We start from the raw sequence: 22,227 nt of genomic DNA, 5'->3' as shown, positions 1-22,227 counted from the left end.
CTTATTGGGCTTTGTGGCCTGAATGCAGATGGCTGTCATTGGCGGCCTTGAGCGGCTGCCGGCACTGGCCTGTATGGGCAAACTGGATATCTGCGGCAAGGGGTTCAGGTTCCAACAGGGCTGACATCTCTGCCTCTCGGGCTTTATGCGCCGGGTTTAGCGATGCTTTCAGGTGCTGATACAGCCACTGCCACAGGCGTTTCGCCCGCCCAAGTCCGGTAAGCGCGGCGAATTCCTGATTGACCAGCAGTTGCTCTTCTGCCGGCGCATCCGCCAGCAGGCCAAGTTGCAGCGGGCCGAAGAGGCCGGGCTTTTGCACCGGCTGGTATTTTGAACCGGTTTGGCGGGGCAGCTTGATAGACGCCGCCTCGCCCCCAGGGCTGGATGATGCCAGCGCAGACAGGGAAACATTCGCGGGACCAAACAGGGTGGTTGCTCCCCGCAGCAGTTGTGAGATGCCGGACAGCGGTGCAGGCAAGCTTAGCTGCAACGCCCGCGCCGTCAGCGCTGCCAGCGGCCACAGTGGCAGCAGGCCCAGCAGGGCAAGGCCCGTTAGGGTGCTTTGAAGCGATACTTTTTCCTGCCGGACGCGGCGACTATCCCCCAGCAGAGCCGGGTCGAATACGTCAATGGCGCCGCCACTCACTGGGTCGATAAGCAGGCCACGGGAGACAATTTTGTTTTTAAGATACAAGCCCTTGCCAAGGGCTGAGTCGGCCAGGATCAGGCTGTCGTTGATGACCACATCCCGGGCAGCAATCACCCTGTCACCGAGCACATTGATACCTTCCAGACGCACGCTGGTATCCAGCGAACAGTCATCGCCGATAATCCCAAAACCCTGCTGAAAGTGCAGCCCTGGCACCCGGCTGTGGGCGCCAACATAAAAGGGGAAAGATGCATTGCCCGATGGGCGGCGGGCGCCTCTGGGACTAAGGCCGGTAAATCGGCCCATGGCGAGCAGGCGACTGGTGTCCATCAAGGCGCTTAAGTCTTCAAAGTGGCTGCAATGGCCGTGCAGCACTTCCACGATGCTGTTGCTGTCTGGTCGCGGCATTTTCAACGGCCAGGCAAGCTGGGTCAGCGCCAGTGGACTGGGCTGGCCACACCAAAGCCCGGGCGAGCGGCGGTCGAGCCTTGGGATGAGCCGCTCCGCGCCCAGGCGATGGGCGAAGGCCATATAGCCTTTGATGCAGGGACTTCTCAGGATATCGCCGCGCACAAACAGATACTGGCTGTTGTCATCAAGCCCCAGTCGTGGCAGCAATCTGGCGGGGGACTCCTGTGGGTGGGACAAGAAATAGCTCACCTGTAAATCCCAGCGTTTGCCATCGCCGATAAGCGCCTCAATGGCATCCGCCATCGGCCCTACTATCAACCTTACCTTATGAATTCCTGCCTCTTTCAAGTCGTCAAGGGTGTACTCAAGCAGTGCCCGATTGGCCACGGGCAGCAGTGCAGGGCAGTAGTGCTCGTGCAGGGGCTTGAGTTCCCGGCCATGGCGATTGGCAAAAACAATGGCTTCCATAATCGGCTCCTCAGTAAGCGCCGCGGGCTGTCAGCACCGCCGGAATGGTTTTGGCCAGCAGGCACACATCGGCCCACAGGCTCTGGGTGTGGATGTACTCCAGATCCAGCTCAACCTGGGTGTCGAAGGGGATATCCGAGCGGCCGGATACCTGCCAGATACAGGTGATCCCTGGCTTGACCGCCAGGCGCTGGCGGGCATTGGCGGGGTACTGCTCGACTTCCCTTGGTAGCGCCGGACGGGGGCCCACCAGCGACATATCGCCTTTGAGCACATTCCAAAGCTGAGGCAGCTCATCAATGGAGGCCTTGCGGATAAAGCGGCCCACCAGGGTAATACGTGGATCGCGGCGCATCTTGAACAGCACGCCGCCGCTCATCTCGTTATCGCTTTGCAGCGCGGCGAGCCTGGCTTCAGCATCCAAATACATGGAGCGAAACTTCCACATGGTGAAGGGACGATTGCCCGCACCGGCGCGGGTTTGGCTGTAGAGTACCGCCCCTGGGCTTTCGAGGCGGATAGCCAGCGTCACCAGTAAAAACATCGGGGTAAGCAGTAACAGCGCCAGACTGCTGACAAGGATATCCAGGCTGCGTTTGCCAATGCGGCCACAAAGCAGGCGCAGTTGATGGGGGCGAGGGCTTTGGACTTTGCCTGCCTGCCAGTCAAACTGGGGCAGCGGGGTTTGTGGTTTGGGGGCTTGCTGCAAACGGCGGCGCTCGGCCAGCACCCGCAGTAAAAACAGCGGATTGCCAATCAGATAGCGGCGCCACATCCGCGCAGGCTCCTGCATCAAGCGCCATACCCATTCAAAACCAAGCTGGCGCAGCCATTGGGGGGCTCTTGGAATACGGCCCGAGTAAAAGTCGAACAAACCGCCCACACCCAGGGCAACGCCCACGTTGAGCTGTTTGGCGAAACTGGCTATCCAGCGCTCCTGTAGCGGTGCGCCCATGCCGACCAAAAGCACAGCGGCGCCGCTTTGATTGATTTGCTCAATAACTTTCGGCCAGTCATCGGATCCCACAAAGCCGTGGTGCACGCCGCTGATGGTCAGAGAAGGATATTGCTGCTGCATCTTTTTCGCCGCCGCATCGGCAACCCCGGGGGCGCCGCCAAGGAGAAAGAGGCCCAATCCTTCCTGTGCAAGGCGCTGGCACAGCAGCGGGAACAGGTCGGTGCCGTTGAGATTGTCCCGCAGACCCTGGCCGGTGAGATGGCAGGCAAGACGCACGCCCATGCCGTCGGCAAACACGCCATCGCAATTGCCCAATAAAGCACGGTACTCTGTGTCTTTGGCGGCAATGTTGAGGCAATCGGTATTGATAAAGGCGTAGTGCTCTGGCTTGTCTGTGGCCCTGGCTTTGTCGGTAAGTCTGTCATTGGATTTGACTCTGGCGCCGGCTTTGATGGCAATCTGGCTGATAAGGCCTGGCATCGACAGGTTGTCTATCCCAATGCCAAACAGCGACACCCGCCGCATGCCCGGATGAACCCGAGGAACCAGCAGCAGGCACAAAAGCGCCCGGCCAAGGCCCATCAGGTAGGCGGTGGCGCTGGCGTGAAGCCGTTTCAGCTCAGTGCTGTCGTCCTGATAGCCAAGCCCCATGCGCCGCAGCACATCCTCAAGGGCGATAACCCCGGGCCAGGCGCGATATTGACCATAGCGCATTCCCTGGTACTGCAAGGGGCCGCCGAGGAGGGCAAGTCCGCCGCAAGGCACCCACAGCAGCTCACTCATGGCTGGCAGCAGACCCTCGCCGCGAACCCGCAGTACCGACATAGGCCGGTAATTGGCACCTATCAAATGAATGCGTTCCAGTGCCTGCTCACCTTTGAGTAACCGATAACTGCAAAGCAAAAGCAGCGGCAGGAAAATCAGCGCCAGCACTGTGATAGCCAGCAGCCCATCGATGATACGGCACAGCGCTTTGGGTCTGCTGGGGATAGTCAGGGGTGTTCTTGCGGCCATGGTATGTCCTCCCTAGTGTCATAGGGGAGATAGCACATGGCATGCCATATTTTATTGTCTTTATATTCAGTTGCTTATGTTTTTGGCTGCAGCGGGAGTGCAATTTGCGATGCGGCTTGCAAAATGAAAAACGCCCAGGATACGGGCGTGCGAAAGACGAAACCGTGCGCTGGCTCGTTGCTTTAAGGCCAGGTCTTGATGGGATATCAGCTGGCCAGCAGTGCCGACAGCCTGATATCTATCAGCCTTAAAGCAGCGAGCTTTGGACCCCATCGGCACGGATCCGCCGCTGCTGCTGCCAGCCAACCAGCGCCTGGCCGAGGCGTTCGCACTGGGAATACAGGCTGGTGGGCAACAGCCATTGCAGATAGGCGGCCGCCACTGTGCACAGGGTGCGGCCGGTTTCATGGGTGAGGATGCCGGGGGCGGTGACCAGCGCCTTATTACACAGCTTCACCGCCATGGCGCCATCCCCCAGGCGGATAGCCTGGCGCGCCAGATAACGCAGCTGATAACCTCTGGCATGGCGCTCATGACGTTTCAGCAGTTTGGGCGCAAACCGGCGGGCTTTTTCGACCATTTTTTCCCAGCTTTCCAGCTGCTTGAGCAGATTGGCCGACAAACCACCATGGTTGAGGCGATAGAAGGTCAGCGGCTCGGGGATCCCTTCCATTTTCCAACTGGTGGTGGCGAGGATCCGCAGCCAGCATTCGATATCCTCCGACTGGCGGAAATTCTCATCGAAGTAGCAGGAATAGTCTTCGCGGTGATTGAGCGCCTGAAATCGAATGTCCGTTAAGGTTTCCCGCCTTAAAACCGGCGCCGAGCCGTTGCCCACCGGGTTACGGCAAAGCAGGTGCGCCGGAGTGATATTGGTCAGCTGTGGCATCTGATAGCAATGGATGGGCTGGCCCAGATAATCGATAAAACTCGAGCGGCTGAAGCTGATCCCCACCGCAGGGTTTGCATCCAAATGGTTGATATGCAGCCGCAATTTGTCTGGGTGCCAGCGATCGTCCGAGTCCAGAAACGCCACATAGCGACCTATGGCATGGCGCACGCCGGTATTGCGCGCGGCCGCCAGTCCCTTGTTGTGGGGATGGTTTACGATGCGAATACGATGATCGCGAAATGTCTGGCACAGCAGCAGGCTGCGATCGGTGGAGCAGTCGTTGACTATGATGAGCTCCCAGTGAAGAAAGCTTTGATCCAGTACCGACTGAATGGCCTCTTTTACAAAGGCTTGCACGTTATACACGGGCATTACGACTGAGACTCTGGGGGTCATGGTGTACCTCCTCGCTGGGGTCAGATGATGGGGATGAATTGGCAAAGTGTGTGAGTTGTCGGCACTGCTGCGTACCGCTTTGCTCACGGCAGCGGCGGCTGGCGTAGAGCGCCATCAATGGCATGCCAAGGCCATAAATACTGAGCACTGTGGCTGCCACCGCCAGCAGAGAAAACTGCACCGCCAGCACAAGCCCGGCAAACAAAAAGGCGCTGAATAACAGATTCATCAGCAAGTTTTCCCGGGTCAGACCGCGGGAGAGCAGCAGTTGGCTTGCCGCTTCGCCAAGAGGCCGGCACAGGCCCGACAGGCACAGCAGCACAAAAATCGGCAGGGCACCGGCATCCACCCAGTGGCTGCCATACAGCAGTGGCACATACCAGGGGGCAAGCAGGCACTGCAGCGCAATCAAAGGGCTGGTGAGCAGGGACACCGTCATCAGTCCGCCGACGAAGCTCACCCGCTCCTGAGGTTTTTGGCTGCAAAGTCGGCTGTAAAAGGCGGTACCAAAACTCTGAATGATGCCCATGGTGATCCCAAGGGCGGCATTGCTGGCAAAAAAGTACACCCCGAGCGCAGGCAGACCCAGAAAAGCCCCCACCAGCAGCGCATCCAGGCTCGTACGAAGGGCGCCGACAAAATCGGCAAGGCCGGTTTGCAGGCCGGACTCCCACAGGCTGCTGATGCCAGGCTGTGTTGAAGCCCTGGCTGTTGAAATCCTGCCCGTTGAAGCCAAGGCCGTTGGCAACTGGCTGTTGCGGCGGTGGATGGCGGCCCACACCAGGGTGGACAGTACCTTGGGAACTATGATTGCCCACAGACCCAGCCCCATCAGCGCCAGGGCTATGGTCATCAGGCCATCGGCAATGGTCTGCCACAGCAGGGCGCTGCCGAGCACCCGCATCCGGTTGGCTCTTTGGTTGAGGGCGGCGTGGAGCATGCCAAGTGGCATTAACAAGTAGCTTGTTGCCATGAGTATCATCGGCCCCGGCAAAGAAGAGTCCTGAAAATACAAGGCGACGGGGAGGCTGAGTAAGCTCATGGCAACGAAGGCGAGTACGCAGGCCAGACGATTGAGCACAATGGCCGCCCGCAGGTGGCGGCCAAGGTCGGTATCGTCCATGGGTATCAGTCTGGCACTGGAAATACGGCGGATAAGGGTCGCTATCAGCTCAAAGCTGGTGAGTATGATGGCGGCCTGACCGAACACTTCTGGGGTGAGCATGCGGGCAAGCAAGATACTGCCAAGCAGCCGCACACAGCGGCCCAATACCTGGGCGCTGCCAAGCCACATCATACCGCCCAGCATGGCACTGACCGCACCTGAGCCCGCCCGGTTGTTGGCAGTATGGTCAGCCGACTGAGCGCGGTTATATACTGTGGCGCTGGCTCTGGCTCTGGCTCTGGCTGTGGCACTGGCACTGGCTGACGCATTAGCGCGGGCCCTTTGGCGTGTTGGCATCGCGGTGCTCCTTTGGCTGTTTGCTTATCCTGAAAACCTTGATTCACACTGACTAATCAGGAATCGTGCCAGTCAGAAAATATTTTTAACCATCTGTTATTCATTGATTATTTTTATTTGCTTTCAGAGGTGACTCGGGCGTTTTGCATTTTGCGAATGGCTTTGCCACAGTCGATATGCGCTCTGCCAATCAGCATCAGCGCAGGCCAGAAGAGGTAGGAGAGGATCTCGAGGTTCTCGCCGAAGGTGTACAGAAACAGCATCAGCAGCAATGACAGTCCAAGCCTTGCCGATGACAAGCGGCTGACATGGGGCAGCAGGTGCAAAAAGCTGGCGCCAAATGCAAATCCAAGGGCGATGGCGCCTGCCAGGCCTTTGACAAACAAGAGTCCGTACCAGGTGTGGTGGGAGCCGATGGGCATGTACTCCACCATGTGCGGGCCGCGCTCCACTATGCCGTGACCCCAAACGATGGCTTCGTTCCACCAACGCTCAAGTGCAATATCCCCGAGGGCCTGCCTGACCCGGGTCGAGCCTGCGCGGGCGGCCTTGACCGCCTGCATACCCGCCTCGGCCCGCTCGATGATGACGCCGCCGACGCAGCCCGCCAGCATCATGCCGGGGGCGGCAAGCAGATAGACCCAGGGATGGCGGAAGCTTGCCAGCAGCAGCCTGAGGCCGATAACCAGCAGCACGCAGGCGATGGCGAGCCGGGATTGGGACAAGAGGATCATCAGGATGCTGCCGGCCAAGCCCCAGCGGCGATAGCCTGTGTGCTTCTCTTCCAGTGCACAGATGAAGTACAGATTCCCCATCAGCCCAAGGGCGGGGGCCCAGGGGGTAAACAGGCGCCAGCGCGGGGTGTGGCTGCCTGGGTCGATTTCATAGAGACTGACGCTGAAAAACTCCGGCCCCGGGCCACCAATCAGCTGGGTGGGGGAGACCCACAGGGTTTGCGGCAGATGCAGCAGCCACGCCAGAACAAACAGTGGCATTAACAGCACTGCCTGTTTGCACACCAGGCAGCAGGCGCGAAAAATCACTTCCGGGCGCACCGGCAGCGCTGCGGCCAACATAAACAGTGCCATCAGGGCCCAGCCCTTGGCCCAGCCGATGGAAGATTTAATCAGTTTGGCAGTGCCAAGCTCCATGGTGAGGTGGCCTATCACCAGCGCCAGCAGCATGACCACCATGGCCAGCGCCCAGGCATACAGCGGCCAGCTCAGCGGCTTGTCATGCTTTGGCTGGCTGAGCTTGCGCCGCACGAGGCGGGCCAGCAGCACCCAGCCGAGCACAGGCGCCAGCAGGTACAGACCGCCCAGCAGCCAAACGACAAAGGTGAGGCTGATGGCCCGATAAATCAGGCGCTCATCAGCAGTTTGTGCAATATGGGTTTGCGGATCCATAACAGGCTCAGTCCGGCAATGATGCTGATAGAGGCCGCGATGCCGCCAACCAAAATCAGCAGCGGCCCCACGGGATCGGGTTGTTTGGGCATTTGTGGCGCAGCCATCAGTTGCAGCATGGGGTAGGCGGCGTAAATGTCGGCCTTGCCTACATCCATTCTGGCGGCGGCCGAGGTGAATACGGCGGTGGCCAGCTGATGCTCGCGGTTTAAATCTTCAAGCCTGGCGGCGTCTTTCTTGCTGGCTTCGAGGCGGGTTTCCCACGCGCTTATCTCGGTACTTAAGGTCTCAAGCTCCCGGCGTTTGCCGTCTGCCTCGGTGGCGAGGCTTATCAGCTGCTGCATCAGCTGCGCGCGGCCATCCATATCGTCCGCCGAGAGCATCAGCATCCGCGACACATCGCAGTGGCCAAGCAGTTCGGTGCAGCGGCGTTTCAGCCCCTGGCGGACGCTGGCAGCTTCGGCGCTGAGAGTTTGCATTTGTGGATGGCGTGGCCCAAGGCGGCCGCCAAGTTCGGTCAGGCTGGCACCAAGACGGGTGTCTGACATCAAGAGTGCCTGAAACAGCTGATCGTTTTTAAGTTTGAGCAGGGCGGCGGCCTCAGAGACATCCAGCCCCAGATGGCGCTCAAGGGTCGCCAGACTGGCATCGAGACCACGCACCTGAGACTCAATGCCGGTGCGGCTTTGGCGCAACCTTTCGGTGGTCAGCGCCAGCTCTTTGAATTGATCGAGCGACACCAGACCGCGCTCGGACTGATACATCAAAATCCGCTGCTGGCTTTCACTGACCTTGGCGGCAAAACCATCGAGCCCCTGACGCACACCGGCTTCGCGCTGGGCAATCTCATCCAGCCTCAGGGTCGACAGTGTTTGCTGCAGGCTTTGATACAGTGCCCAGGCCCTGGCGTTGGCAAGCTGCGGCGTGGCGCCGACACTGGCAAACTCCATCAGTCCGGTTTGGCTGGGCAGCTTGAGTTTGGGTTTGCCAAAGGCGCCTACCGACTCCTTTAGCTGCTCGGCCGCCAGCATTAATACCGGGTCTGAGAGCACAATGGCCTTGTAGTTTTCCCTTGGGTCGATAGCTGATGACAGATACGGGGAGCTGGTGGAGGCGCTCGCCTGACCGAGGCTGTCGAGACTCACCATCGCGCCTGCGCCGCTGCCGGGCAAAATCAGGGTCCAGCGGCTGACGTACTTGGCGGGGGTGAGCCACATCAGCAGTGCAACCAGACACCAGATCAGCGCCAGGCTGTAAAAGCCGGTTTTGAAGTAGAGTTTGCGGCGCGCCGCCGGGGTGAGGCGGGAGCCTTCCACTGCGGCCCGTTTTAGCCACAGAAGTTGCCGCGCGTGGGGCTGAGAGCGTTTCATGGTTGCCTCCTACAGCAGTCCGGCCAGGGTGAGTGGCAGCAGCAGATCGCTGAAGGTGCGTGCCAGTTCGCGCATATTGGTGACCGAGGAGTCATAACAGGCAATGCCATCACCGGGCAGCAGCACAGGATTCATCTCCGGCCGCCAGGCTTCTTTGAGCAGCCCGTCCAGGGAGCGCTCGACCACCTCGGTTTGGTCGGTGAGCGGGTTTTGGGTCACCAGCAGTACCTGACGACTGGCATTGCTGGTTTGGGCGCCGCCGACGCAGTTGGCGGCAATGGCGCCGGCCAGCAGGCGGGTGCCGTAGGGGAAGCGGGTCGCTTCTCTGTCTACCGCAGATTGGCTGTTGCTGCTGGCAGGCTGAGTAAGGTTGGAGATAAACACCCGAATGCCGGGCACGGTGATTTGCGATGGTCGCACCAGGGTTTCATCAAACTGTTTGCTGCTGGGGACATGGATACGATCGCCTGCCTGCAGCAGCCACTCCGGCACCCTTTCGCCGCTTAAGGTGCCACTGAGATCGAGCTCGACTTGTGCATTGCCGCGTGTCAGCAGGATACGGCTGGGGTTGGCATCGGGGCGAATGCCACCGCTGGCGCGAAGGGCGGCAGCTATGGTGCGCTTTTCCCCCAAGTCGCCGCTTTGCGACTCGCCGGGATCCATCCGCTCAGGCCTTTGGTTAATCAGGTGCTGCCCCGGCTCAAACACGGCGCCGGACACCAGCACTTCAATCGGTGCCCAGCTAACAGGGCGAACGCTGACCCGTACGGCTGTTGGCAGCATCAGTTGCTCATCCACAATGGCGTGGTGGATGGCGCGCTCAAGCTGTTGCAGATGGCGTCCGGCGGCACTGATGGGGGGCAAAAAGTTAAGGTACACAAAGCCGTCGGCATTGATTTCCACTTCATCGCTGAACTCAGGGCCATTGAGCACCATCACCGACAGCCGGTCCCCCACGGAAAAGCGGGGATTGGATAGACCAGCGGTTAAGTCCTGCTGCCCAGCCTCGGCAGTTGCCGCACTGGAAGCTGTTGTGCCGTCAAGCTGTTCCGCGCTTGGGTGGGTGACGCTGTTCGTGTGATCCAAGCCGCCCGGCGTTGCCGCCACGGTGCGAACATAGGGGGTGGCAGGGCCATAAAAGTGACACTCGTTCGGATTGCAGCCTCTATGACTAAGGGAAGGCGTGGTGCAGGCCGTCAGCAAACAGCTGGCTGCCAACAGAGAGCAAAGGCTCAATCGCAGAGTACTGAGCGTAAGTCGCAGCGTGCAGAGGCTCAATCGCAGCGCGCAGAGATTGGCCCACAGGAAGCAGCGCCCTGGCTTGGCAGCCATTGGGGCATGACCTTTGATGGCGGTTTTAACTTGCTGGGTTGCTGCTTTCATGGCGCTGTCTCCCTGCTACTGGCGGCTTTATTGGTTGCTGCTGCATTTGCCGACAAGCGGCATGCCGGCACCGGTTAACGCTTTGGTCAGTGCTCTGTACTGACGTAGCGGATAGCCGCCTGACGGTCTTCATAAATATCGAAAATCTGATGCAGCCGGGTCAGCTCAATCAGCGCCCGTACCCCATCGGTGGGGCCAAGCAGCACCACATCACCTGAAAGTTCTTTAGCGCGTTTGTATACGCTGACCAGCACCGACAGGCCGCTGGAGTCCATGTAGCGCACCTGGGTTAAATCCAGTACCAGGCTGGTGGCACCGGCATCCATATGCTTGAGCAGCGCCGTTCTGTGGGTGGGGGTTTGCGCCATGACCATTTCGCTTGGCAGTGTGATAAGGCTGGCGTGGCCGCCGGGCAGTGGACTGAATTTCATGGTGTGCTCCTGGAGGGGCTTGCCCCGGTTATCAAAGACCTCTTAGCCTGAGCAGGAGTTGTGCCAAAAATTTAATGCTTAAATAACATGGGGATATGGATTTTGTATGGCGTGTTTTATTGGGATTTGCGTTTTGCTTTTGCAAAATGCAACACGCCGGGAGGCCCCGGCGTGTGTGGTGGCATCAGTGCCTCAGTAGACTGAGGCGCAGGTGGGTGCCGCTGATGGCATGCTGAAAGTTCACCTTGTCCATCCAGTTGTAGAGGATCCACAGGCCGCGGCCGTTTTCGCCGTCCCGCTCGGGGCAGTGGCTCGGCATGTCGAGCTCGGGGGACACAGATGGGTCGAGTAAATCCACCGTCAGGCAGTCGTGGCTGCAATGGATAATCAGGATCACCTTATCCAGTGGGCTTTTGCCATGGTGCAGTACATTGCCGACCGCCTCGAGCACGCAGGTGATGAGTTTGAAGCGCTGTTTGGGATGCACATTGTTTTGCAACAAGAATTGCTCCAGTTCCAAAAACAACTGATTTTGCTCCCAAAGATGTTGGTTGAGATTAAGCTGCAGACTGTTCATGGGACCTCCCGTCGGGGTTGGATTGCGCCGGGGCGCACAGCAGCATCAGCGATACATCATCCTGAAACACGCCCCCTTGCCACAGGTGAATGGCATGGTAAAGGTGTGAAATCAGGGCGCTGTGACTGAGCTGCGCGCCTGAGTGGGCGAGGCGTACCAGTCTGCCATGACCAAAGCGGCCATGGTTGGCGTGCAGACTCTCGTAGGCGCCGTCGGAAAACAGCAGCAAACGATCGCCGCCATTAAGCTGAAGTTCAATGTTGGGGTATTGGCTGGCATCCATAATCCCAAGCGGAAAGCCTGCCGCTGCCAAAGCCGTGTCGATGACCTGGTCGCCGTCTTCGCCCTGACTGTTCCTGCGCAGCAGGATAGGTGCCGGATGGCCCGCGCTGGCAAGGCTCAGCTGGCCGTTTTGGGTATTCAGTTTGCCAATCAGTGCGGTGGCGTACTGGCCCTGTTCGCCAGGGTCAACAAAGCCCTGATTGAGCATCGACATCAGCCCCGCGGGCGTTTGTTTGTGCCAGTCACAGCGACAGGGCGAGAGCATCATCGCCAATGAAAATGCCTGCATCGCGGCGGCGCTGCCGTGCCCGGCAACATCAATCAGGTAAAAGCCAAGGTTTTGCTCATCGAGACGGATGATATTGAACAAGTCCCCCGCCAGCATGTTGGCGCTGGCAAAGCGGCTCAGGCAATGCCAGCCGTTGATATCTTCCATTGGTGCCGGCAGCAGTGATTGCTGCAACAGCGCGGCCTGGTGCAAGTCGGCCTGCAGCTGTTGATTGGCAGCAGACACCTCGGTAATGGCGCGCTCCAGCGCCGCATTTTGCCTCGCCAGGGCTTGATTGAGCTCAATCAGCCGCACCGCTGCCAGCAGCCGCACCCTCAGTACCGCCGGTGCAAAGGGTTTGGGCAGGTAGTCATCGGCGCCAGATTCAATGCCCTGAATAAGAAAGCCGGTATCGGCATTGGCGGTCAGCATCAGCACATAGGGTGGTTGGGGGCGCGATTTTATGATGTGGCAAAGTTCTGGCCCTGACATGCCGGGCATGCGCCAGTCGCTTACCACCAGGTCAATATGATGCTCGTTCAGCCGCTCGAGCGCCTCTTCTGCCGATGCGCTCTCTATCACTTCAAAGCCCTGCTGATGCAGCAACTCGGCAATATAAAAGCGTTCGCTGGCGGTGTCTTCCACCAGCAGCACCTTGATGCCGACGGCGGTATGGGCGGCGTTGATTGTCATCCCCATGCTGTTTGCTCCCTCATGTCGTAGCTGTTCCCGATTGCCAGGCGCCTGAGGTTGCCCGTTTTGCTGCGGTGGCCTCGACGCTTTCAGGGTTAAGCGAAGGCCATGCCAGTGTGGATATTGTGTTTTCTATCAGAAGATTAGCGCGCTCCTTTCGTAAGAAATGTGCGGAATGCCGTGCGGTTTTTTGCAAAATGCAACGGCGTCTACCATAGTCAATCCAAGGCGCTGGCAGGGCGAATGGGGGTAAGAATGAGCACAGGGATCCGCGACAGTATGCACAGGCTGGCAAGACGCTTGTTAAGCGCAAAGCACGGCCTGCTGCTTGCGTTATGCCTCGGTTGGGCCGCTATGGGGCTGGCGGCTGAGGCTACTGCCCCAACGGAGCCTGCACTGCCTGGCGAGCTTGTGTTTGGCATAGTGCCGCAGCAGTCAGCCAGCACCCTGGCAAGGCTATGGGCACCGCTGCTGGCAAGGCTGTCCAAAGACACTGGTATTCGACTGAGATTCGCCACTGCCCCGGATATTCCGGAGTTTGAGCGGCGTTTGGCTGCGGGCGAATACGATGTGGCCTACATGAATCCCTTTCACTACGTGGTATTTCACGACAAGGTGGGTTACCGCGCCCTGGTCAAAGAGGCCGACAAGCGCCTGAAGGGCATTTTGGTGGTGGCAAAGGAGTCTCCCATCGCTTCCCTTGATGAGATTAACGGGCTGGAACTTGCGCTGCCGGCGCCTGCGGCCTTTGCAGCCAGCGTGTTGCCCCGCGCAACCCTTACGCAAATGGGCATTGAGGCCAATTATCGCTACGTAGGCTCCCACGACTCTGTGTATCTGGCGGTATCCAGAGGTTTTTTTGCCGTGGGCGGCGGCGTGATGCGCACGCTTAAAGCTCAGGCGCCTGAGGTGCAGGACAAGCTGCGCATTCTGTGGCAAACCCCGGGACACACGCCACACGCGTTTGCGGCGCTGCCATCGGTGACTGATGCCGCTTCGCTAAAACTTATCAGCGCTTTTGAAGCCTTGAGCGGCGATGATGAAGGCAAGGCCATGTTGTCGGCACTCGGATTTGGTGCGCTAAAGCGGGCCAAGGACAGCGACTGGGATGATATCCGCGCCCTGAAGCTTGGCGAGCTGCCGCAAACCGGCGCCGACGCTGCCGTTAATTTCCCCGCTGACACGCCAGGGCTCTAGTCATGTCCTTTCGGCTGAAAACCATCCTTGGCATCGCCCTGATTGAAGGGGTGCTGCTGCTCCTGCTGGTGTATACCAGCGTCGATTACCTGCGAAAGTCCAATGAGGCCGAAATCCTCAAGCGCGCCCAAAGTACGGCGGTGTTGCTGGCGGCAGCGGCAAAGGATGCGGTACTGAGCACAGATCTGTCGACCCTCGAAGCCCTGGTAGATGAAGTGGCCCGCGAAACCCAGGTGCGTTACGTCGAAATTTATGGCGACGAGCGGGTACTGGTGTCCCGCGGTGATTTAACCGGCCACCAGGAAGCCCATGATGATGAGGCGGCAAGGCACGATCTGGTGGCGGTTGAGGCGCCCATTACCGAGTCGGGCTATCACTTCGGTAAGGTGGAAATTGGCCTCGATACCCTGGCATTGACCTCCTTTATCAAGGACGCGTCGCTGCGGATTTTATCCATTGCGGCGCTCGAAATGGTGCTGGTGGCGCTGTTTTCCTGGGGGCTTGGTTATTTGCTGAGCCGCAACCTGCTGCAGCTCAGGGATGCCAGCGCCGGTCTGCTAAGCGGCGACCCCCATGTGCCCCTGCCGGTGCGCGGCAATGACGAGATTGCCCGTACGGCGCAGGCGTTCAACGAGATGGTGCAGCGGGTAGAGCAGCGCACCTCGGCTCTGGAGGAGGCCAACACCCGCCTGGCTGCCATTTTGGAAACCGCCACCGATGGCTATGTGCTGATGGATACCCAGGGCGTGCTTAAAGAGGTGAATCCCGCCGTCAGCCGTCTGTTCGGCTATGATGCCAGTGAGCTGATTGGTGCAAACGTGGCCGTGTTGATGCCGGCGGACATTGCCAGGCAGCACCAGTCTTATCTCGACCGTTTTCTTGCCGAAGGCGATGCCAGGGTGCTGGGTTCGGGGCGCGAGGTAGTGGCCCGGCGTAAAAATGGTGAGGAATTTCCCATTGAGCTGCATGTCAGTTTGATAGAAATGGCCGGTGAGCGGCTGTTTCTTGGTTTGATTGAAGATTTGTCGGAAGAGAAGCGCCACGAGGCTGAAATCAAACGCAATGAGTCGATTTTGGTGGCTACCCTCGATGCCAGCCGCGATGCCTTCGTGACCATAGATATGGCGGGAAGGGTGCAGGAGTTTAACGATGCTGCCACCCAGATGTTTGGTTACCGCCGTGAAGAGGCCCTTGGCGAACTGCTGGAAGAGCTGATTATTCCCCTTGAATATCAGGCGGGCCACAGGGCCGGGCTTGAGCACTTTAAGGCGACCGGTGAAGGGCCGGTGCTGAATCGGCAGGTGGAGCTGTCGGCCTGTCGCAAAGATGGCAGCGTACTGCCGGTGGAGCTGACGGTGATCCCGGTGAAGCTCGATGATGAGATGCTGTTTGCTTCTTTTTTGCGGGATATCTCTGAGCGTAAACAACGCGAAAATGAGCTTAAGGCTGCCAAAATTCAGGCCGAGGCGGGCAGCAAGGCCAAGTCCCGCTTCCTTGCCACCATGAGCCATGAAATCCGCTCGCCTTTGAATGCGGTGCTTGGCAGCGTGACCTTGCTGCTGGAATCCGGCCTTGGCAAGGAGCAGCGGCTGTACGCCAACACAGCGCGGGAAGCGGGCACTGCGCTGCTGTCCACCATCAACGATATTCTGGATTTTTCCAAAATCGAAGCCGGGCAAATGGTGCTGGAGCAGCGCAGTTTCGAGCCTGACAAGCTGGTGGCGCAGGTGCTGCAAATTCTGGCGCCCAAGGCGCAGGAAAAGGGCATTCAGCTCGCCAGCTTTATTAACCGCAATGTGCCCCAGCATCTGATTGGTGATGGTCAGCGTCTGCGCCAGGTGTTGCACAATCTGGTGGACAACGCCATCAAGTTTTCCAGCCGCGGCACTGTGTCGGTGCAAATGTGGATCCCGGACAATCATCAGGAGCGGGTACAGCTGTGTTTTCGGGTGCAGGATCAGGGTATTGGCATGTCGCGGCGGGCCCAAAAGAAACTCTTCAGCGAATTCTCTCAGGTGCATGACGGCAGCAACACCAGTTACAAGGGCAGTGGCCTCGGTCTTGCCATTTGTGCCGAGCTATTGAAGATGATGGACGGCGGCATTGAGGTGGAAAGCACCCCGGGCGTCGGCACCTGCTTCAGCGGCCATGCAACCCTGGCAATTTCGGAAGAAGAAACCATTCATTTCTGGCATTTGCCGGAGCACCCAAGGGTACTGCTGCTGTATCCGGTAGAAGAGGTGGCCAGCCTTATCAAAAAGCAATATGCCCAGTATGGGGTGGAATGTGTCTGGATTGGCAATGTCACTGATTTTCAGGACATCGCCCGGGTCAGCGGCCGCTTTATGCTGATCATGATTGATGATTCCTGCCTGATGAGCCTGGATGCGCGCCAATGTCGGCTGCTGCGCGAAGGCTACCTGTTCGAAGATGGCAACATGGTGGCACTGGTGGCCGGGGTGCGGCCGGAGGTGCAATCCATGCTCGATGCGCTTGGTATCAAGCATCAGGTGAATAAACCACTGAGCCGCGCCATGTTGCTGGAACTGATTTCCACCATGCCCGATGAAGATGCCGGCAGTAAACTTATCAAGCCAGACTTCAGCCACCTGGACGGCAAGACAGTGCTGTTGGCAGAAGACAGCCCGGCCAATCAGCTGGTGGCCCGCAGCCTGCTGGAGCGGGAGGGAATGCGGGTGGATGTGGCCAACAATGGCCAGGAAGCCTGCGCCATGGCGCTCGATGGCTGCTACGATCTTATCCTGATGGATGTGCGTATGCCCATTAAAGATGGCCTGCAGGCCAGCAAAGAGATACTGGCTGTGCGCCCCGATTACACCATTCTGGCGATGACCGCCAACGTGTTCAAAGAAGAGCTGGACGCCTGTATTGAAGCCGGGATGAAGGATGTGATCCCCAAACCCATCAGCCGTGATGAGCTGCTTAAACGGCTGGCGGGTTGGCTGCCGACTGAGGCGGCGGTTGACGTCATGGAACCCGATATCGACCTGAGCACGCTTTTGAATGAAAAAGTGATAACCGAGCTTGAAGACGCCCTTGGCCATCAGAGTGTTGCCAGCATGGTGCAGGTTTTCTGGCAGGAGACCGAGGCCCGGCTTGAAACCATGGAGCAGCGCTGGCAAGAGGGCGACCTTCGCCGCCTCGAAGATGAGGCCCACACGTTAAAAAGCAGTTCAGGCTCCTTTGGGGCCCAAACCTTGTATGAGCGGGCACGGGTTCTGGAAGAAAAGGCCCGCAGTGGCAAGCCGGAGGGGATCCGCCCGCTGATGGATGAAATCCGCACGCTTGCCGCGCACACCTTCGATGCCATGGCGGCACGGTTTAAGTAAGTCAAGGAGGTATTCAATGAGTTTCAATGCCTTACTGGTTGAGGACAGTCAGTCACTTGGGGCGCTTTACAGTGAATACCTGCGCGCCGAAGGTGGGCGGGTTACCCATGTGCATTTTGGTGAAGACGCGCTGGCTGAGCTTGAACGTGAAAAACCCGACTTACTGTTTCTCGATATCAAGCTGCCGGATATGTCGGGGATGGATATTCTGGAGCGGGTCGCTGCCGATTGCCCATCGGTGACCGTTATTATGATGACGGCCCACGGCACCATCGACATCGCTGTGGATGCCATGCGTCTGGGTGCATTCGATTTTTTGGTGAAACCTTTCGATGCCAAACGCCTTGGGATTACCGTGCGCAATGCCTTGAAACAGAGGGAATTGCAGCAACTGGTAAGCCGCTATGAAAAAAGTCTGCCCACCGCCAATTTTTGCGGTTTTATCGGCGAGTCTCTGGCGATGCAGGCGGTGTATCGTACCCTGGAGAATGTTGCCGACAGCAAGGCATCGGTGTTTATTACCGGCGAGAGCGGTACCGGCAAAGAGGTCTGTGCCCAGGCCATTCACAGCCTTGGCAGGCGTAAGGAGGGGCCTTTTATTGCCCTTAACTGCGCCTCCATTCCGCGGGAACTGATGGAAAGCGAGATATTCGGCCACGTGAAAGGCGCCTTTACCGGTGCCACCAGTGGGCGTCAGGGCGCCGCTGGCCGGGCCCATGGCGGCACCTTGTTTTTGGATGAAATCTGCGAGATGGATTTGGATTTGCAGGCCAAGCTGCTCAGATTTATTCAAACCGGCGTTTATACCCCGGTGGGCGGCGGCAAAGAAGAAACCGTGGATGTGCGTTTTGTGGCGGCGACCAACCGCCATCCCTGGCAGGAGGTTAAGGCCGGGCGGTTTCGGGAAGACTTGTATTATCGGCTCTACGTGATCCCGGTGGAGCTGCCGCCGCTGCGCTCCCGTGGCAAAGATGTGCAGCTGCTGGCCAAAAAGCTGCTGAAAGAATACAGCCGTGAAGAGGGGAAGGCGTTTAAGAGTATGTCGGCCGATTGTCTGCGGCTGCTAAGCTCTTATGCCTGGCCTGGCAATGTACGGCAATTGCAAAATGTGATGCGTCAGATGGTGGTGCTCAATCAGGGTGATACACTGACCGAGCCCATGCTGCCGGAGTTTGTCCGTGGCGGTCATGACAAACCAAGATTGGTGGCTCTCGTGGCTGCCGCAGAGCCGAGGCATGTTCAGGACAAGGAGCACTGGCGCGAGCCTGACGACAATATGCCGCCTGACGCTCACGGCTATGGGACACAGTCGCCCACTAGCGATGACTCATTTGGCAGTCACAGTGGCAGTCACACTCATGCCCACATGGGTTCTGGCGAGTCAGCAGACGGGATCAAGCCGCTGTGGCTCGCTGAAAAAGAGATTATTGAGCAGGCCATTGAAGCCTGTGAAGGCAATATTCCCAAGGCCGCCGCGCTTTTGGATATCAGTGCCTCTACCATTTATCGCAAGCGTCAGGCATGGGAGGAAGCCCAGCAGGCCTGAGACGGAGAAAAGATGCAGTTCCCGGTCGATACCCACAGCCACACGGTGGCTTCAACCCACGCCTACAGCACCATTCACGATTATCTGGCGGTGGCCAAACAGAAGGGCATTACGCTCTTTGCCACCACAGATCATGGCCCGGCGATGAAGGATGCGCCGCACTTTTGGCATTTTGTGAATTTACGGGTGTTGCCCAGGGTGTGGGATGGGGTGGGAATTCTACGGGGTATCGAAGCCAACGTCATGAATGTAAAGGGCGAAATCGATTATTTCGGCGAGTATTTGTCGGAGCTGGATTTGGTGCAGGCAGGCTTTCATGAGCCTGTGTTTGCACCAAGCGATAAACTGACCCACACCAAAGCCATGATAGCCACCATGGAGTCGGGGCTGGTGGACATCATCACCCACCCGGGCAATCCGGCATATCCCATTGATATCGAGGCCGTAGTCGCAGCCGCCAAGGCCTGCAACGTGGCGCTGGAAATCAATAACTCCTCCTTTACCGCATCGCGCAAGGGCAGCGAAGAAAATTGCCTGGCCATTGCCCATATGGCCGCCAAACTGGACGCCCAATTGGTGATGGGCTCCGACTCCCATGTTGCCTTTGATTTGGGCGGCTTTGATAACGCCCTTGCGATAGTCGATGGCGCGGGCTATCCAAGGGAGCGACTGCTCAACCGCTCGCCGATGGCGCTGCTGCGCTTTTTACAGCAGCGAGGCCATCAAACCCTCGACTCGCTCATCGACCATTTCAGTGCTGCATGAATGAGGCGCTTTGTTTTACATCGTTTTTAAAAGGCCTTTAGTCATCAGCAGGTAAACTCCAGGTTGATGTTAAAAGCGCCGTTCGTAACGCACCGCTGCGAACGGGCTCCAGTCGTTGCCGTTTACCGCGGGGTACTCGCTGTAGGCGAGTGAGGCTTCCAGCAACAGCTCGCCACCTTCAAAGGGCATTCGATACTGGCTTTCCAGCTGATAAACCCGCTCATAGCGACCGGGAGACTGCGGATTGCCACCGGGGGCGCCGGTGTCAGTGCCATCCACATTGAGCCTTAGCCAGCGAGCCTTGGTGATGAGTTTCTCGCCGCCGGCTAAATGGGTCACGGCGCCCAGCACCAGCGCTTCGGTGTCGTTATCGTAGCTGCTGCCAAGGCTTCGGCCGTAGTAGCGATAGCCTGAGCGATAAAACCCGTGCTCATACATGCAGTTGTAATAGTTTGGGTCGGGGCTGCAGGCGGCCTTGGTGTCTGAATACTCCACAAATACCAGGGTGTTCAAGCCATCAAGATACAGGTCCACACCGCCGAGGTTGGATGCGTTGATAAGCTGTTTTTTTCCATGATGAAAGTCTTCGTGGATACGCTCGTAATAGAGGCCCACAGGCGTGCCGAACAGGTTGGCTGAATAGCGAAAATCGTAACCAGCCAGCATATTTTCCTGACCGTTCTCGACTTCACTCTCGCTTTTGCCGCCGTTGAACAGGCCATTCCACCAGTCCTTGAGGCTATTTCCATAACCTTCGCCGCCCCATTGCATGGCCCAGGAGGCGCCCAGTTCCAGATTGGACAAGGGCTTGATAGTGGCGCGCGCTGCCCAGTGGCGCGCATCGGGTACGTGTCGCTCGCTCTCCATTTGACTGAATGCGGTGGTAAAGGTCCAGGGGCCGAGCCATTCGAGCAGCGGCAGGTCAATGGCTGCTGAATTGTCCCGGGTCAGGCTGATGCCGGGCATGGGGCGGGCGTTGGTGGTTTGGATAAGGCCAGTGTCCCAGCCCGGGCCCCAATACCTGGGGATGCTGCCAGCCGCCAGCACCCAATTGCCAAGGCGCAGGGCGCCAAAACTGTCATCTAGGCGGGCCTGATTGCCTTCCTCTGTGCTCTCGTGCCAGCTGCCGGCAAGTTGCACTATGCCCCAATCGTTTTGTGCCTGCAGCGTGGCAGTGGCCGAGGCTTTATCAAGCTGGGTATCTCCAAAGCCGCGAAAACGGCGCTCATCGCTGGCAAGACCGAATTTACCCTCCATGCTCACAGCAGGCTTGGCCTTGGCTAGGGCGGCCTGAACCCTGAAAAGTGCATCACGATTGGCATTGCTGAGGCTGACCGGATCGGCAGCCCGCAGGTCTTTTTCAACAGCTGACCACATCAGCGGATAGGTGAGTACCGGGGCGGTTATTATGCCGCTGTCGGCCAGACGCTGAATATCGGCCCTGAGCGCCAGGTCATCCGGTGAAATCCACCAGTCGGCAAGCGCCAGACCAGGCAGCGCAGCGCAAACCAGCGCAAAAGCGCGAAGCGGCCGTACCGGGTTTGCTCGGACGGCAAAGGGGGCAGAGAAAAGGGAGCGCGAGAAAAAAGAGCGAGCAACAAAACGGCGATTGAGTTGGGTCATGGAGAAACTGCCAGGCTGAATTAAGCGAGTGAAAACCGGATAAAAAACCGCATTCTACGGCGGGGCCAGCCAATGGCAATCACAACCGCCTTGTTCTGTCTGGCTTGTGAATACGAATGCACAGCTGTTAGCGGCTCTTTTCTGAAATCCGGTGCTGCCTTAGTATCTTTGGCACTGAATTTAACGAATTTGTTATTATTTCCTGCGCTTTGGCAGTGGCATAATTGCCGTTTTTGCCCAGCCCAACGACAATGGGCCACAAAATGCAGGAGGATGTATGACATTGGTGGCATTGGATAAGCAGACACTGGTGACCCTGGGGCAGATTGCCCGCAAGGCCGGTGACGCCATTATGACCGTGTATGGCGAAGGGCAGGTGGCTGTCACCCAAAAAAGCGATGACAGCCCGGTTACAGCGGCGGATCTTGCCAGCCACAGAGTGATTGTGGATGAGCTGACTCACGCATTTCCTGCCACCCCAGTGCTTTCTGAAGAAGAGGTTATCGATTGGGAAACCCGCCGTCACTGGCAGGAGTATTTTCTGATTGACCCGCTGGATGGCACCAAGGAATTCATCAAACGCAATGGCGAGTTTACCGTTAACATTGCCCTTATCCGTGACGGCATTGCCGTGGCAGGCGTAGTGTATGCGCCGGTACTGGACAGCTGCTATCTGGGCGCAAAAGGCGTTGGCGCCTGGCTTGAGCGCGAAGGTGATACTGAGCCGCTGACGGGGGCTGCGACCAAGCGCATATCGCCCATTGTGGTTGGCAGCCGTTCACATCAGTCTGCCGAGATGGCCGGGTATTTGGCCGAGCTTGGCGACCATGAACTGCTCAGCGTTGGCAGTTCGCTTAAATTTTGTATGCTCGCCGAGGGGCGGGCGGATTTGTACCCCCGTTTGGGGCCCACCAGTGAGTGGGACACGGCGGCAGCACAGGCGGTGCTGGAAAGCGCCGGGGGCAAGGTGGTGGTGTTTGGCGACAAACGGCCACTGGATTACAACAGCAAAGCAGATATCCTCAATCCCTGGTTTATGGCAACTGCGCCGGGGTGGGACAGCAATTAACAGCCAAGGCTGAGGTG

Annotated in this window: 16 protein-coding genes; 5 read left to right on the top strand and 11 right to left on the bottom strand. The window is 58.4% G+C overall.

All coding sequences use genetic code 11. The features are described from left to right. Position 1: 1 nt before the first annotated feature. The 10 genes from STH12_RS09925 to STH12_RS09880 form a co-directional block, all read right to left on the bottom strand. On the bottom strand, positions 2-1,528 hold the full coding sequence (locus STH12_RS09925) for a sugar phosphate nucleotidyltransferase (RefSeq protein ID WP_126167393.1): 1,527 nt from the start codon (positions 1,526-1,528) through the stop codon (positions 2-4). A gap of 10 nt (positions 1,529-1,538) precedes the next feature. Next, positions 1,539-3,500, bottom strand: coding sequence for a WecB/TagA/CpsF family glycosyltransferase (locus STH12_RS09920; protein WP_126167392.1), 1,962 nt, complete (start codon positions 3,498-3,500; stop codon positions 1,539-1,541). Positions 3,501-3,747: 247 nt separating this feature from the next. Beyond that, positions 3,748-4,788, bottom strand: a complete 1,041-nt coding sequence (locus STH12_RS09915; protein WP_126167391.1) for a glycosyltransferase family 2 protein — start codon at positions 4,786-4,788, stop codon at positions 3,748-3,750. Further along, the gene (locus STH12_RS09910) at positions 4,751-6,250 is read right to left on the bottom strand and encodes an oligosaccharide flippase family protein (RefSeq protein WP_126167390.1); all 1,500 of its coding nucleotides are present in this window, start codon (positions 6,248-6,250) and stop codon (positions 4,751-4,753) included. The genes STH12_RS09915 and STH12_RS09910 overlap by 38 nt, the downstream gene beginning before the upstream one ends. Before the next feature lie 113 nt (positions 6,251-6,363). Beyond that, positions 6,364-7,656: an O-antigen ligase domain-containing protein gene (locus STH12_RS09905; protein WP_126167389.1), complete on the bottom strand. Its 1,293-nt coding sequence runs from the start codon at positions 7,654-7,656 to the stop codon at positions 6,364-6,366. Beyond that, the gene (locus STH12_RS09900) at positions 7,611-9,026 is read right to left on the bottom strand and encodes a GumC domain-containing protein (RefSeq protein ID WP_126167388.1); all 1,416 of its coding nucleotides are present in this window, start codon (positions 9,024-9,026) and stop codon (positions 7,611-7,613) included. Before STH12_RS09900 ends, STH12_RS09905 begins: the two co-directional genes overlap by 46 nt. Positions 9,027-9,035: 9 nt before the next feature. Continuing rightward, positions 9,036-10,409 carry a polysaccharide biosynthesis/export family protein gene (locus STH12_RS09895; protein ID WP_237158822.1) on the bottom strand — a complete coding sequence of 458 codons (1,374 nt, stop codon included), beginning with the start codon at positions 10,407-10,409 and terminating at the stop codon, positions 9,036-9,038. An 86-nt stretch (positions 10,410-10,495) separates the two neighbouring features. Then, positions 10,496-10,840, bottom strand: a complete 345-nt coding sequence (locus tag STH12_RS09890) for an STAS domain-containing protein (protein ID WP_126167387.1) — start codon at positions 10,838-10,840, stop codon at positions 10,496-10,498. 184 nt (positions 10,841-11,024) lie between these two features. Next, entirely contained in the window at positions 11,025-11,417 is a 393-nt protein-coding gene (locus tag STH12_RS09885; protein WP_126167386.1) for an ATP-binding protein, read from the bottom strand. Further along, positions 11,398-12,666 (bottom strand): PP2C family protein-serine/threonine phosphatase, encoded by a 1,269-nt coding sequence (locus tag STH12_RS09880; RefSeq protein WP_126167385.1) that lies wholly within the window; start codon positions 12,664-12,666, stop codon positions 11,398-11,400. The genes STH12_RS09885 and STH12_RS09880 overlap by 20 nt, the downstream gene beginning before the upstream one ends. A 249-nt stretch (positions 12,667-12,915) precedes the next feature. Between STH12_RS09880 and STH12_RS09875 the strand changes: the two genes are divergently transcribed. The 4 genes from STH12_RS09875 to STH12_RS09860 are packed head-to-tail and all read left to right on the top strand — an operon-like array spanning position 12,916 to position 19,518. Next, positions 12,916-13,857 (top strand): phosphate/phosphite/phosphonate ABC transporter substrate-binding protein, encoded by a 942-nt coding sequence (locus STH12_RS09875; protein WP_164551178.1) that lies wholly within the window; start codon positions 12,916-12,918, stop codon positions 13,855-13,857. A gap of 2 nt (positions 13,858-13,859) precedes the next feature. Further along, on the top strand, positions 13,860-17,207 hold the full coding sequence (locus STH12_RS09870; RefSeq protein ID WP_126167383.1) for a PAS domain S-box protein: 3,348 nt from the start codon (positions 13,860-13,862) through the stop codon (positions 17,205-17,207). Between the two features lie 16 nt (positions 17,208-17,223). Then, positions 17,224-18,753: a sigma-54-dependent transcriptional regulator gene (locus STH12_RS09865; protein WP_126167382.1), complete on the top strand. Its 1,530-nt coding sequence runs from the start codon at positions 17,224-17,226 to the stop codon at positions 18,751-18,753. A 12-nt stretch (positions 18,754-18,765) separates the two neighbouring features. Beyond that, positions 18,766-19,518: a phosphatase gene (locus STH12_RS09860; protein ID WP_126167381.1), complete on the top strand. Its 753-nt coding sequence runs from the start codon at positions 18,766-18,768 to the stop codon at positions 19,516-19,518. A 69-nt stretch (positions 19,519-19,587) separates the two neighbouring features. On the opposite strand, the gene STH12_RS09855 is transcribed toward STH12_RS09860, so the two are convergent. Continuing rightward, a complete protein-coding gene (locus STH12_RS09855; RefSeq protein WP_126167380.1) occupies positions 19,588-21,141 on the bottom strand; it encodes a capsule assembly Wzi family protein in 1,554 nt (517 codons plus the stop codon). Between the two features lie 277 nt (positions 21,142-21,418). Between STH12_RS09855 and cysQ the strand changes: the two genes are divergently transcribed. Then, positions 21,419-22,210, top strand: a complete 792-nt coding sequence (cysQ, locus tag STH12_RS09850) for a 3'(2'),5'-bisphosphate nucleotidase CysQ (protein ID WP_126167379.1) — start codon at positions 21,419-21,421, stop codon at positions 22,208-22,210. The last annotated feature ends 17 nt before the right edge of the window (positions 22,211-22,227 follow it).

This window comes from Shewanella khirikhana (assembly GCF_003957745.1).
GTDB lineage: Bacteria > Pseudomonadota > Gammaproteobacteria > Enterobacterales > Shewanellaceae > Shewanella > Shewanella khirikhana.
This window is presented reverse-complemented; position numbering and strand designations above follow the sequence as displayed.